Annotated in this window: 15 protein-coding genes; 5 read left to right on the forward strand and 10 right to left on the reverse strand. The window is 62.9% G+C overall.

The genetic code is table 11. The features are described 5' to 3' along the window. Nucleotides 1–67: 67 nt before the first annotated feature. The 10 genes from AC5I49_RS11420 to AC5I49_RS11465 all read right to left on the reverse strand — a co-directional run bounded on the left by AC5I49_RS11420 (nucleotide 68) and on the right by AC5I49_RS11465 (nucleotide 8,122). Nucleotides 68–1,255 carry a phage minor head protein gene (locus AC5I49_RS11420; protein ID WP_495789333.1) on the reverse strand — a complete coding sequence of 396 codons (1,188 nt, stop codon included), beginning with the start codon at nucleotides 1,253–1,255 and terminating at the stop codon, nucleotides 68–70. Beyond that, complete coding sequence (locus AC5I49_RS11425) at nucleotides 1,248–2,744, reverse strand: DUF935 domain-containing protein (RefSeq protein ID WP_495789334.1); 1,497 nt, start codon at nucleotides 2,742–2,744, stop codon at nucleotides 1,248–1,250. The genes AC5I49_RS11420 and AC5I49_RS11425 overlap by 8 nt, the downstream gene beginning before the upstream one ends. Then, entirely contained in the window at nucleotides 2,745–4,211 is a 1,467-nt protein-coding gene (locus AC5I49_RS11430) for a terminase large subunit domain-containing protein (RefSeq protein ID WP_495789335.1), read from the reverse strand. Beyond that, nucleotides 4,211–4,756 carry a DUF3486 family protein gene (locus AC5I49_RS11435; protein ID WP_016445071.1) on the reverse strand — a complete coding sequence of 182 codons (546 nt, stop codon included), beginning with the start codon at nucleotides 4,754–4,756 and terminating at the stop codon, nucleotides 4,211–4,213. The genes AC5I49_RS11430 and AC5I49_RS11435 overlap by 1 nt, the downstream gene beginning before the upstream one ends. Nucleotide 4,757: 1 nt before the next feature. Beyond that, nucleotides 4,758–5,069 carry a hypothetical protein gene (locus tag AC5I49_RS11440; RefSeq protein ID WP_495789336.1) on the reverse strand — a complete coding sequence of 104 codons (312 nt, stop codon included), beginning with the start codon at nucleotides 5,067–5,069 and terminating at the stop codon, nucleotides 4,758–4,760. Continuing rightward, nucleotides 5,066–5,416: a hypothetical protein gene (locus AC5I49_RS11445; RefSeq protein WP_016445069.1), complete on the reverse strand. Its 351-nt coding sequence runs from the start codon at nucleotides 5,414–5,416 to the stop codon at nucleotides 5,066–5,068. The genes AC5I49_RS11440 and AC5I49_RS11445 overlap by 4 nt, the downstream gene beginning before the upstream one ends. After that, nucleotides 5,406–5,987, reverse strand: coding sequence for a DUF2514 domain-containing protein (locus AC5I49_RS11450; protein WP_495789337.1), 582 nt, complete (start codon nucleotides 5,985–5,987; stop codon nucleotides 5,406–5,408). Before AC5I49_RS11450 ends, AC5I49_RS11445 begins: the two co-directional genes overlap by 11 nt. Further along, nucleotides 5,984–6,526, reverse strand: coding sequence for a lysozyme (locus AC5I49_RS11455; protein ID WP_495789338.1), 543 nt, complete (start codon nucleotides 6,524–6,526; stop codon nucleotides 5,984–5,986). The genes AC5I49_RS11450 and AC5I49_RS11455 overlap by 4 nt, the downstream gene beginning before the upstream one ends. A 156-nt stretch (nucleotides 6,527–6,682) precedes the next feature. Next, a complete protein-coding gene (locus tag AC5I49_RS11460) occupies nucleotides 6,683–7,174 on the reverse strand; it encodes a hypothetical protein (protein ID WP_495789339.1) in 492 nt (163 codons plus the stop codon). 486 nt (nucleotides 7,175–7,660) lie between these two features. After that, nucleotides 7,661–8,122 (reverse strand): helix-turn-helix domain-containing protein, encoded by a 462-nt coding sequence (locus AC5I49_RS11465; RefSeq protein WP_495789340.1) that lies wholly within the window; start codon nucleotides 8,120–8,122, stop codon nucleotides 7,661–7,663. A gap of 110 nt (nucleotides 8,123–8,232) precedes the next feature. Between AC5I49_RS11465 and AC5I49_RS11470 the strand changes: the two genes are divergently transcribed. From AC5I49_RS11470 to AC5I49_RS11490, 5 genes are read left to right on the forward strand one after another with little or no spacing between them, the layout of a single operon-like run. Then, nucleotides 8,233–8,487 carry a helix-turn-helix domain-containing protein gene (locus tag AC5I49_RS11470; protein WP_495789341.1) on the forward strand — a complete coding sequence of 85 codons (255 nt, stop codon included), beginning with the start codon at nucleotides 8,233–8,235 and terminating at the stop codon, nucleotides 8,485–8,487. Beyond that, nucleotides 8,484–8,798, forward strand: a complete 315-nt coding sequence (locus AC5I49_RS11475) for an IclR family transcriptional regulator (RefSeq protein ID WP_495789342.1) — start codon at nucleotides 8,484–8,486, stop codon at nucleotides 8,796–8,798. Before AC5I49_RS11470 ends, AC5I49_RS11475 begins: the two co-directional genes overlap by 4 nt. A gap of 5 nt (nucleotides 8,799–8,803) precedes the next feature. Beyond that, entirely contained in the window at nucleotides 8,804–9,775 is a 972-nt protein-coding gene (locus tag AC5I49_RS11480; RefSeq protein WP_495789343.1) for a hypothetical protein, read from the forward strand. A 10-nt stretch (nucleotides 9,776–9,785) separates the two neighbouring features. Beyond that, nucleotides 9,786–11,537, forward strand: coding sequence for a transposase family protein (locus AC5I49_RS11485; RefSeq protein WP_495789344.1), 1,752 nt, complete (start codon nucleotides 9,786–9,788; stop codon nucleotides 11,535–11,537). Then, on the forward strand, nucleotides 11,537–12,778 hold the full coding sequence (locus AC5I49_RS11490; RefSeq protein WP_495789345.1) for an ExeA family protein: 1,242 nt from the start codon (nucleotides 11,537–11,539) through the stop codon (nucleotides 12,776–12,778). Before AC5I49_RS11485 ends, AC5I49_RS11490 begins: the two co-directional genes overlap by 1 nt.

A 12,778-nucleotide genomic window follows, 5' to 3' on the forward strand; every position in this document is an offset into this window, starting at 1 on the left:
TCAACCCCCGGGTCTTCAAACCCGGTCTCGTCCTCGGACGTTCTAGGTTGGGGGGTGCAAGGCTTTTTCATTGGCCGGTCTTGATCACCAAGCTGGTGAGCGACAGCGAGCGATTGCGCCGCCCCGACAGCACCTCCCATACAGCCCGGAACACCTCACCGTTGATCGTCTTGGTCGCCACCAGCGTGGCATTGCCGTGGCGTGAAGGGTTTCCAGCCCGCAACTGGTCGGGCTCGTTGAGCACGCTCTCAAGCAGCGCGAAATCCTCCGGCGACGCCGGGCGCTGTCCAGCGCCGTCGAAGCCATGCGATGACTGCACATGACGTGGTGCATCAGCTGGCAGCAGCGCTGTGTAGCCCCGGGCATCCACACCGATCAAGGGCGCGATCGCGTCGGGCTTTTCCACGAATCCCAGCCACAGGGGGTCTCGGCGCTGGCGATCACCCAGCACCTCGCGCACAAAGTCGGGCACCAGCTGCTCGGCATTGATGTAGCGATTGACGTCGCGCGACAGCGCCGTACTGATCGCAGGGGGGTAGTTGATCAGCTTGTCTTGCACGAAGCTGCGTAAATCGTCGTTGACCCGTGCGCCAGGCGCGTAGTCCCACCCTTCATCAATGCCCGCAGGGGCACCCGTGGCCGCATCGATGTCATCCCATCCGTCGGGCGGCTCGGTCGCATCGTCTGGGCCAGGTGTGGCAGCCGCAACCACGCTGCACTGGCAGCCCCAGCCGTTGGGGCCGAAATGCGTGTCCCAGAACGGGTGGTCATATCGGAGCGTGAGACGAATGTCACCCCAGTGCTTATGCAGCGGCCGGGGATGTGACACGCTGTCGTTGTGCACATAGCGCCAGTAGGGCCGGCGCTTAAGTAGGTCGGGGTCCAGCAGCTGCGCGCGCCGGCCGGCTGCATAGGAGGCCGTGATGTTGGTGCGGTAGATCACCCGCGTGCGCCAAGCCTCGCCTGCCGCGCTGCCCTGGCCGGTCCAGCCGGTCCATCCGTGCTTGGCCACGATCTCTGCAAAAGTCTTGCGGAACTCTCCAATGGAGCCACCCTGCACGGCCTGCTCCACCGCAGTACGCAGATCTGCGAGCAGATCGGCTTTCATTGCGCCGGCCACCATGAACGCCCGATCGTGCGCCGCGCGCTGGATGTCGCGCCATGTTTCGCTGGGCAGGTTCAGCTTTTTGCGCAGGAAATCGATCTGCTCCGCGAACTGCTGGCGCACGCCGTCGACGGTGTTGTCATCAGGCACGGGCGCTCTCCTGTTCGACCTTGTCACGCCCCTGCAGGTGCGCCAGCTCAAACGCCATGCCCATCAGCTCGGTCAGCTCCTGCGTGGGCAGATCGCTATAGGCATCGAGCAGCGCCTTCTGCAGGGCCTGGGGGTCGCTGTGCGTATTGACCAGGCCGTGCAACTGCGCCACCCAGCCGGCCACGGTTGGTGCCGTCCCGGTGCCCAGCGTTTGCGCGGAATCAGGCGGGACTGTGCCTGCTGCTTCGGCAAACTCGGCTGGTGTGTTGACCGTTGCAGGGGGCTGGTCGGCCACAGCCTCCTCAATGTCGCCATCCTGGAGCCTGTAGGTGCGCTTCCAATAGGCCGGTTTGAACTTCACACCCGATTCGGTGAGTGACTTGTCCCGCGCAGCCTGCGCTTGATTGACTTCCTCCTCCTCGTACAGCTCCACCTTGGGCGCCGGAGCCTGGGGGCCTTCGTTGAGGTCTACCACCCAACGCAGCATCTGGTTGAGCGTGGCCTCGACCATGCGTGCATCGCCGTCGCGGATTTCGGCCGCGACTTCCAGACCGGCCACCGCGCTGGCGCGCGTTGAGCTGGCTTCGGTGCTCTGGTTTTGCCCGAGCAGCGCGATCGACACCTCGGAGCGGCAGAACATCAGCAGCTCCTTGTAGAGGTCGGTGCTGCCCGCGCGATCTCCGGCCTCCAGGGTGTCCACGCTCGCGTCGTCAGGGATCACCGCGACGGCGTCCTGGATCATGGATTCCAGACTGTCGAGCAGCTCGTCATTCTGGTGTTTGGGCGTGCCGCGCGGAGTTTTCGCAACCAGCCAAGGCGTGCCGTATTTCTCGGTGAAGGTCACCCAGAACTTGAGGCCTCCGCGCTTGAAGACCGTGGGCCAAAAGCACATGGACAGGTCCGCAAAACCATAAGGGTTGGCGTAGCTCGCCTCCTGGCGCGCCAGCAGGAATTTACGGGCCGGCAGTTCCTCGCCGGTCATGGGCTGCTGGCGGCTACGAAACCGCAGCTGTGCCTCCTGGTCGAACATGAACCACTCGCCCGGCTTTCCCACCACCGACAAAGGCGCCAGGGCACCGCCAAGCATCCCCCAATTGAGCTCCAGCGGCTGCCAGCCGTACAAGACTGCGTCCAAAACCTCATTGAGCAGCGTATCGGTGTCAAGGCTGCTGAAGATGTCGCGGGCCAGTCGAGTGGACCGGGCGCTGGCCTTTTCGCGGTTCACTCGCAGCTCAAGGTTCTTGACTGCTGCCTTGCGGCGCCGGATGCAGCCGCCCACATGGGCGTCGCTGCGCAGGTCGCGGTACACGCTAATGTCCTTGCCCTGCCTCTTGAGGATCGGGTCGGGGTTGGGCAGCAAAAAGCCCAGGCCGAACAGATCGCCCGAGCGGGCGCGCGTCGCGATCTCATCGACCAACGGTGCAGTAGGTTTTTTCGCCTCGGCAAACGAGACGAATTCGGTGGGAGAAACGTAGATTCCGCGAGTCATTTAGTAGCCTTCCAGGGACGCATCGAGGCGGCTGCCGCGCGGGCGGCTGCTGACGTGCACAGGCCCCCACTGCATGCGTGCGGCGGCATGCGAATAAATACAGGCCATGGTCGAGTCGCCATGGCTGCCATCGGTGGTTTTGCCTTCGGGCATGCGCGGCACACCCCGCACAAGCCGGATGGCCCGGTGGCCTTGCAGCAGGCCGTCATGTTGGGGAATCCACAGCGTGCCGTCCTCCAGTGCGGCCTTGTACGCCGGCATGTTGTCGCGGTACCAGCCTTCGGTCGGCATCAGTCGGTGCACCAACGAGCCATATTTGTCATGCGCTGCCTCGCCGACATAGCTGCCGTTGCCTCTGCTGTCGATCACCATGCCGCTCTTTCGAGGCAGTACATCGCCGATGGCGAAAAGCACCTGCAGCTGCTGGTTGTAGGGCACGTTTTTCATTTCCACGAGGAAAGGAATGCGCTGGTGCAGATTGGTGGCGACCTCGTTGGGCGCGATCGACGACAAGTCGCCAGTGCGTGCGAAGTCCATGCCCAGGGCATGGCGCAGGCCCGGGTCGAACTTCAGCAGCGGCTGCAGCTTCTCGACAATCCAGTCCTGCATGACCCGCGCACGCAGATCGGGCGTGGCGTTGTTGAAATCCTGCGTGCCGTTGAAGCGGATCACCGGGTAGGGGCGCATGCGGCTTTCGACCAGGGCGCGCGTAAGCCAAGAGCCGCCGCCCTGGGCTGGAATGCAGAACAGCTCCTCGTCTTCGTTCGGCCGGTAGCGGTCGATTGTGGCCTTGCGCCAAGCAGCCTCCGCCTCGGGCGACCACACGCGCCCCGTGACGGCCGAGATCTTCCGGTACAGGCCATCGCGTAGCGCATCGTCCAGCGTGACACGGTGCAGGCTGTAGTCGTAGCGGCCCGCGCGCACGTCGTTGATCAGCTCGGCAAACGGGTTGTCCGCGCCATCGTGCGTACTGATGATGCGGATCTGCCCGCCCCACATCGTCATGGCCATGGCCGCCTTCAGCAGCTCCTGGATATCGTCCACGAAAGCCGCCTCATCGATCACCAGGCGCTCTCCAGGCCGGCCCTTGGAGCGCAGGTTGCGCGGGTTGCTGGTGAAGGCCTGGATCATGTGACCGGAGTCGAATTTGATCGTGTACGTGAGGATCTGCTTGTCCTCGACTTCTATCAGCGACTCTTCAATCTGGCCCGCAGCCGCATTGAACGCCTTGGCCCAGGTCGCGCAGTCGTTGATGAAGCCGGCCGTCATGTCCTTGTTGTAGGAGATGTAGTAGACGTTCGCCCCCTCGGCGCTGGCGGCATAAAGCACGTCGTCTGCGGCTTCGGCGTAGCTGATGCCGATGCGGCGCGACTTCTCAATGATCTTGACGGGCGACTGGTCCTTGATCCAGTCCACCTGGTACTGCATCAGAATGCCCGAGGCCTTTGCGACGGCGGTCTGCTCCATCACAGGGCTCCCATGATCGCCTCGCGCAGCGCAGCGACGCCATTGGCGGACAGGCCCTGCTGCTTCGCCGACTCCGCTGCCTTCTGGCTCGCATCCTCCAGCGCCTTGCGGCGTGCGGCAGCCTCTATGGCGGCACGGGCCTCCAGGCTGAATTTCTTGTTCGCCGCGCTGGCTTTGCCGATCTCGGCGGCGTTCTTGAACAACTTGTTGACGTCGACATCCTCGGCGTCAATATCCAGGTCCATCAACAAATTGAGGATCTTCTCCTGTGTGATGCGAATGACGGCCGAGCTCAGTTTGTCCTCATCGTCAGGCGCGGCGTCGACCAACGCGCAGGCCTGCTCCGTGGCCATCTTCACCCTCGCCATGGCACGCTCGAAGGGTGAGCCATAGCGCTGCAGGGCGGATTTGGAGATGTCTGCGCCGCGCGCCTTCAGGTCGGCCGCGAGCTGCACATAGTCGCCAAAGCCGCGCTTGACCAGCTCGGAATCCAGCCACTCCTTGAGCTCGGGCGGCAATCCATGGACTTTGCTGCGAGGGGGCATGTCAAACCTGCGTGATCTTGGGCCGAGCGATACCGGGCTGGGCGTCGATCGTGTACTCGACAAAATCGATGCCGGTGCGTGTCAGGTCTACGCTCCAGCGGTCCATCGGGTCCTTGGCGATGCCGACCATCTCGCGGGCTTCCAGATAGTCGAGGTTGACGCGCACCTCCTGGTGCGTGGCGTCTGGATAGACGGCACGGATGATGGCGAGCAGCGGCTCGGTATAGATGCCGGCAGGCCGGCTCAGGTTAACGGCGGACAGAAGATGCCAGCGGATCTCCTCACGACGGATTTTGGCCAGGTCGATGCTCACTTATTCCCCCCTTTCAGAATCTGTTCCAGGTAGCGCTCCATACGCAGCGCGAAGTTGTCGATGCGCGCTTCGATGATCCCGATGTGCCTCACGAAGTCCTCCCGAAGCACGTAGTCGCGTGCTACATCGGCCTGGTGCTTGCGGAACTCCCGCTCCAGTTGCTGGGTCGCCTTGTCCGTGTCCCTTTGCGCGGAAAGCATCGACTCCATGGTTTTTCCCAGGGCATCGAATCGCTCCGCAAGGCGGCGCTCCTGCTGGCCGCTGATCACCTTCATCAGCGCCCACAGGGCGGCAACGAAGAGGGCCAGCACCGTGATCACGTTTCCCAGCGTCAACTCAAAAACCATCTGTGCCTCGCTGCGTTGTTGTGCCAGCGTCTTGGAGGACGCCCACGAAATCCTGCAAGCCTCTCACCTGGACGGCGAGTCCATCAGCGACTGCTGCCACTGCTGTGTATCGGCTGCTGCACTGTCCGAGTGCGTTGCGGGCGGCGGTGGCAGCATCAACGTCGGCGGCGGTGCAGGCACTCGCGGCGCTGCTGGACAAGCGGGCGGCAGCGTCGGCATTGAGCTGGGCGATAGAGGTGTGCAGGCTGCGATTGCGAGCATCGGCAGCAGACACAGCAGTGCGAAGCGTGGCCTCGCGGTTGGCTTGTTCATGGGCAATCCTTTCGGCTTCTCGTTGCTTGGCTTGCTCCTGCTCGCGTGCCTGGCGCTCCCGCAGCGCGTGCTCCAATGTCGCCTTGGCTTCGGCTTTGGCCTGGGCCTGCTCACGCTTCAGGTCGGCGGCCACCCATTGGCCTTTCACGCGCTGTTCTCCCTGGGCATTGCCGAGGGCGACCAGGTGTGCATTCCAGGCGCGCAGGCCCAGCACGGCGGCCATCACCAGGACGGCAGTAATCCAGATCCGCGCACTCATGGCATGGGCTCCCCGAGGCACATGGCACGCAGGCGCTGGCGGTCAGTCCAGACGCCCCTGCATGTGCGGTTGTCGGGATGGCTGCAGCGGTCCTGCGGCTTGCTGACCGGGCCTGCACGGTCATAAAGCAGGATCGCCTCGCAAGCGCCCTTGTGATCACTGGCCTGCAGGCGCCGCACGATGGTGCTGGGGCCGGTGCGCTCGTTGTTCATGCAGACCGAGGTGGCGCCCGCGTTGTGCGCCAGGCCCACGAAGGCATCCCACTCGCGCGGATACAGCCGCACATCGCCGAAGCAGCGGCGCAGCGCAACCTCTTTTTCAGCGGCATCGGCGCGCAGTCGAATCAGCGCGCGCACGGGTGTGGTCTTGTCGCCCACCTTGACGCCCTCGGTGGTGCCAAAGCCCACCGTGGGCACCTTCGCACCATGCACAGGGTCGGGATATGCGACATCGCTGTAGCCCTCGCGCTGGGCTATGTAGACAAGACCAGAGGCCGAGAGCACGACGGCCAGGATGCCAAGACGGCCGTCAATTGCCATAGAGCCTCCGCGCGCCGGGGAGGCCTACACAAAGCTGAAATGGAGTATTCATGCACGGCAGAATGCCGCGCGCGCGTGAAAGGCGCTATTTATGCAACCTATAAGAAAGTGCGTTGAAACAGACTATAGAAGGCTTAGCTTTTGAAGTCCGCAAGCTCAGCGTTGGATGGCACTCACTACTCCGGCGCGAGTGTAGACGTAGCGAATCTCTCTACCTGTGGGATACACAAATTGCTTGGTATCGCCTGCAGTGGTTTTCGTTTCATTCACTGTGTCAGGCTGCACCAAAAGTCCCCAAGTTGTACAGTTTCTAAAGTTGTACTCCGTCATGCCTATAGACGGATATGTTTGCATAGCTCCTCCGCACTTTGCTTGCGCCTCTGCTAGGAGCTCATCATCGGTCTTAAAGCCAGTTGCCTTTTTCTTAACCTCCCAGGCCTTAATTTCGGCATCCACTTTGGCCTTGCGTTGCTCTTGCTGCTGGACTGCTACGCGATCCCTCCGAGCTGCGTCTTCGGCGCCGGTTGACCCTCCTTGGCAGGGAGCATCCTGGAACGCGATTTGTCCGCTCGGGGTGGTGCACTTGTTCACCGCCCAAGTTGGACTGATGGCGAAGGCAAGCAAAAAAATAGCAATATGACTATTCATGCGCTCTCCTTTGATTCATTGTTTAAAACTACTTCGACGTAGCAGCGAAGTCGGTGTACCTGGTTTGGGGCCAGTTCAATGACGAGTGCTGTGTCAAACTCTCGACGCATGAAGTCAAGCACTCGTATACGAGCTTGCTTGTCCAAGCATCTCATAAGGGCAAGAGCTTGCTTTTGAGCCTCAGTTACTTGACGACGTCCTTCATTCGCGGCTGGAGCACCCGCCGTGTCGCCGTAGAAATGTTGGTGCGTTACATGAGTGATATGCACGGCTCCTGCAGCTTGGCCAACCAGGACATTGCCGGAACCATCAAGCACCCGCTGCTGGAGCGAATCTTGTTCGCTGCCTTGGGGCTCAATTAAACCAGTCCGTAGCCCATTTTCAGCTTTAGTGCGGCACCAAGGTGCTGTCCAGATGCTGAACCATTTCCACATTGCCTCCCACATCGCTTGATCCCTCTACTGAAACCCACCCAGCTTTCGGTCGCTATTTTTTGACAGTCACCTTGCCACCAGCGTAGCCAACTTGGACAGTACCGTCCTTGTTGCTCACCTGGCTGATCGAACCTACCCGAGGCCCTGCTTCCAGAGTCTTGCGCGAGGCCTTGCTCTTTGAGGGCACAACTGCGCCCGGTGTGAGCCCAGCGGCAAACAGGGCGGCTGTCTGGATGAGGTTTTGGCGAGCCTCGGGACCGCACAAACGGAAGCCATTTAGGAGCTTTTTCTCCTCCTCAGGTGCTTCGACGACGGCCTGCCGCTGGCCAGTCAGGACAAACAAGACGTCAACACCTTGCCCAGCCAGCGCGGCCAGTTGAAAGCCGTCAGGCGCGGTCCGGCCAGATTCCCAAGAAAAGAGGGTTTGCTTCGTCGTGCCAGCAAGGGCGGCGAAGCTGGGCTGGCTCATCCCCAAGCGGGTTCTTTCCTCTCGTAGCCGGTCTCCGATGGACATGAAAATTTTCCTTGAATTGCTTGCATGGGAAAGTTTTCTTTCCCATAATGGAGTCCACACAGCAATTCGCTGTTGTCACCTAAACATGTTGAGTCAAAGGGTAACAGACGATGCACCCCGAACAAATCAAAGCGGCTATCCGTATGCGCGGAACAACGCCCACGGCGATAGCGGAGGAACTGAAAGTCTCTCGGTCCATGGTTTCCCATGTGATCAACGGACATGCAAAGTCCGAGCGAATTGCCAAGCGCATAGCCGAAGTCATTGGCGACACAGTTGAGGCGATTTGGCCTGCCAATGAGAACAAGCCTGCGTTGCGTCGTATCCGTGTGAATCACCCCGACAGCGCGAGGGCGCCGGCGTGACACGAGCAACCGACTACACCAACGCAGCGCAGCAGCGCATCTTGCAGCTGACCATCGCTCTATTCGGGGATGTGGTCCACGGCTACCCCCCCAGCAAGCTGGCTGAGCTGCTCCAGCAGCCTGCCAGCACGATCACCAAAGACCTCGACAACCTGCGCACAGCGGGCTGGGCCGAGCGCGACGAGGCCACTGGCCACTGGCGCCTGTCGCCCCGACTGCCGCAGCAGTCCATCAAGGTCTTCAACGCCATTGACGCGGCCAGCCGCCGCGTCGAGGAAGCCCGCAACCGTTACACCCGCAACCCCGACTGAACACCATGGCACGCCCACAAACCACTGACATCGAGAAGAAGATTTCTGCGAAGGACACAGCAAATGCGCCGACGTCGTCGCATTTGCCAACCCATGAAGCAGCGGTCGACCAAGAGCGCTTTGCTGCCGACATGGAGCTGATGCGCCAGCAAGAGGGCGCGCTGACTGTGCAACGCAAGGAACAGAACGAGCGAGTCTTGACGCTGGCGCGCGAGCTGAATTACCAGGGAAGCACTGACCTGGCAGTGCTCGAAAACTCGGCACGTGATGTGATCAAGCGGATCGGGCTGGGCATTTTCGAGCTGGGTGGCTATCTCCTGCTGCTCAAGGAAGGATGCGAACACGGTGAATTCCTGCCGGCATTGGAGCGCCTGGGCCTGGCCCCGCGCGCCGCGCAGAACTACATGAACCTGACCCGCCGCTTTGCAAATGCGTCGACGTCAGCGCATTTGGAAAAGCTCGGCTACTCCAAGATGGTGGAACTCCTCCCCCTGGACGACGGCCAGGTCGACGGTCTCATCACCGAGGGCCAGACCGGCGAACTCGAACTGGACGACGTGTCCCGCATGTCTGTTAAAGAACTGCGCGCCGCCGTGCGCAAGGAACGCGCCGAGGCGGCGAAGCAGAAGAACCGCGCAGAGCGTCAAGAAGCGGTGAACGCCGAGATGCACGAAGAGGTGCGCCAGATCAAGCTGCTGCCCGAGCCTGAACAAGCGAAACGCCTGCACGCCGAGGCCGGGAAAATCCAAGACGAGGTCATGGGCACGGTCCGAGGCAACCTGCGCCGCGCCCTCGAAAAGCTCAATGAGAGCGGCCAGGACCAAAGCCTGTTCATGGCAGGCATGGTGGGCCAGTTGATCGCGGAGCTGACCATGCTGCGCGACGAATTCAACCTGGTCGAAGTGGGCAGCACGCCCGAATGGGAAAAGTGGAGCCAGGCCCAAGGCGCCGCCTCCACATCGACCGCTCCCAACTGATTGAACCAGCATGAGCCCCGCCCTGATTGAAGCACTGCTGGAGGTGCATGCCCGCGCCCAGGCGGCAGGCCATGGCGGCAAGGAAGCCGTCTATGCATCGGCCTGCCAACTCCTGGGCCTGTCTCGCGCCACGCTCATGCGCCGCCTCAAGGAGGTCTCCGTGAAACCCGAACGCAAGCGCCGCACCGACGCCGGCAAGATGAGCCTGGGCCTGGCCGATGCACAGCGGCTGTCGGCCCAGATGATGGAAGGCTACCGCGCCAACGACAAGAGCATCCAGGCGATGCGCCTGTCGCTGCAGCAGCTGCGCGCCGAAAACCCGCTGTTCGCCAGCGTGGTGGACCCAGAAACTGGAGAAACCCGCCAGCTGTCTGAAAGCGCCTGCGCACGGGCGCTGCGCGAGTACGCGCTGCACCCTGAGCAGTTGCGCCGCCCCGAGCCCGTGCAACAGCTCGCCAGCGACCACCCGAACGACGTCTGGCAGTTGGACTTCTCGATCAGCACGCTGTATTACGTCCCGGGCCAGGGCCAGAGTGGCGTTCAGGACATGGCGCCCAGCGAGTTCTATAAGAACAAGCCTGAGAACTTCGAGAAGATCAAGCGCCAGCGCCTGCTGCGTGGCGCCATCACCGACCACACCAGCGGCAGCATCTTTGTGCTCTACCTGGAGGGCGGCGAATCCATGGCGAACATGGCCGAGTTGCTGCTGGCTGCCATCGCCCAACGACCGGATCAGCAGATGTACGGCGTGCCCTTCCACCTGATGGTGGACCCGGGCAGCGGCGCTGGCGGCGCCTTCCGCAACCTGCTGCGCCGCCTGCAGGTCAAGCTGATCGTGAACGAGGCCGGCAACCCGCGCGCCAAGGGCCAGGTCGAGAACGCGCACAACATCATCGAGACATCTTTCGAGAGCGGTTTCAAGTTCACGCATGTCCCCGACATTGCCTGGATCAACGAAAAGGCAATGCAGTGGATGCGCTGGTACAACAGCACGCGCATGCACCGCCGCCATGGTCTGACGCGCTGGGCCAAGTGGATGGAGATCACCCAGGCGCAGCTGCGGCTGGTGGACGCGGCGCTGGCACGCCAGCTCCTCACGCATTCGCCAGAGACGCCCAAGGTGCAGCCGAACCTGACCGTGCGCTTTGCGGGCCGCGAGTGGGATCTGCGCGACGTGCCGGGCGTGCTGATCGGCGAGCGCACCGAGATCACCTACAACCCCTTCGATGCCGCTGTGGCCTATGTGGTCCAGCACGGCGCCGATGGGCAGGAGCTGCTGATCCCGGTGCCCCAGGTCAAGGAAGGCCTGCACGGGTTCCGGGAGGGCGCTGCCCACATCGGGCGCGAACACAAGGCGCTGCCCGATACCGTGGCACTCACCAACCGCAAGGCTGTGGAGCGCCTGGCAACGGGCACGGACACCGACGAGGCAGCAGCGGCGGCGCGCAAGGCCAAGGCGCTGCCTTTCGGCGGCAAGCATGACCCCTATAAGCACCATGAGGAGCTGCCGGCCGCGACCATGCTGCCGCGCCGGGGCACCGAGCTGGAGCCCGCTACCCGTGTCGCCCATGCCGCGCCCGAGCTGCTCACGCACTTCGAGGTCGCCAAAGTCCTGGTGGCTCGCGGCATGCAGATGTCGCCCGAGCTCCTGGCCACGATCAAGCACCTGCACCCCGAGGGCGTACCAGACGACCAGGTCGTCGCCCTTGAGGCGCGGCTGAAGGTCCGCACAGGGCTGCGCGTCGTCGCAGGAGGCCAGTGATGCACGCCTATACCGCCGTCGCCGTCATGCCTCCCCTGCAGCCCGTGCTGGAGGCCCACGAAATCACCCAGAGCGACCTCGCGCGCGCCGTGGGCCTGTCGGCTGCCGCTGCCTGCCGCCTGGTCAAGCACGGCCTGCTGCCCGCGCGCCGGGCCGGCGAGGTGCGCAAGCGCGCCCTGGACTACCTCAAGGGCCGTGGCGTGTCCATGGCCCATCTGCGCAACCTGGTGCTGCCGGTCCTGGCAGCACCTACCAAAGAAGTTGGCCCCGCCGAGTTGCACCTCGGCGAGGCCGTCCCCGAGAGCCCGAATGCCGACCAGGCAGAACCCAAGGAGGAAAGCATGCTACTACGCAACGAGACATTGACCACGGCGGCCAAGCGGCATTTCAAGCTGATGCGCAGCCCGTTCGTTGATGACATCCAGTCGCGGGACGACGTCTTCGCCAGCCAGCACGGCCGCTACGTGCGCGCCGCGCTGATGGACGCCGCGACAAATCACGGCTTCATCGCCGTGGTCGGCGAGAGCGGTAGCGGCAAGTCCACGCTGCGCGAAGACCTGGAAGAGCGCATCCGGGAGGAGCGCAAGCCCATCATCGTCATCAAGCCCTACGTGCTTGCGATGGAGCCCAACGACACACGCGGCAAGGCGATGAAAGCCGGCCAGATCGCGGAGAGCATCGCGCGCACTCTGGCACCCAACATCCAGCTCAAGAGCAGCCCCGATGCCCGGTATCGCCAAGTCCATGATCTGCTCAAGGCCAGCCGGGCAGCGGGCTATTCGCACCTGCTCATGATCGAGGAGGCTCACCGCATGCCCATGCCGACCTTGAAGCACCTGAAGAACTTCATGGAGCTCAAAGACGGCCTGCGCCGCCTCCTGGGCGTGTGCCTGGTCGGCCAGCCCGAGCTGCAGCTGCTGCTGTCCGAGCAGAACCCGGAAGTGCGCGAGATCGTCCAGCGCTGCGAGCAGATCGTCATGGAGCCGCTGGACAACGACCTGGAGGGCTACCTCACGCACAAGCTGGATCGCGCTGGCGCACGCCTGACCGACCTCTTCGAGGCCGATGCCCTGGACGCCATCCGCGCCCGCCTGATCAGCATGCCGCGCGGCGGCAGGGCCAGCGATGCCGTGAGCATGTGCTACCCCCTGGTGGTCAACAACCTGGTCTGCCGCGCCCTCAACGCTGCAGCGGTTGTGGGCTTTCCCAAAGTCGATGCCCAGGTCATCGCGGGGTGCTGA

The sequence above is a fragment of the Delftia sp. genome, assembly GCF_059499305.1.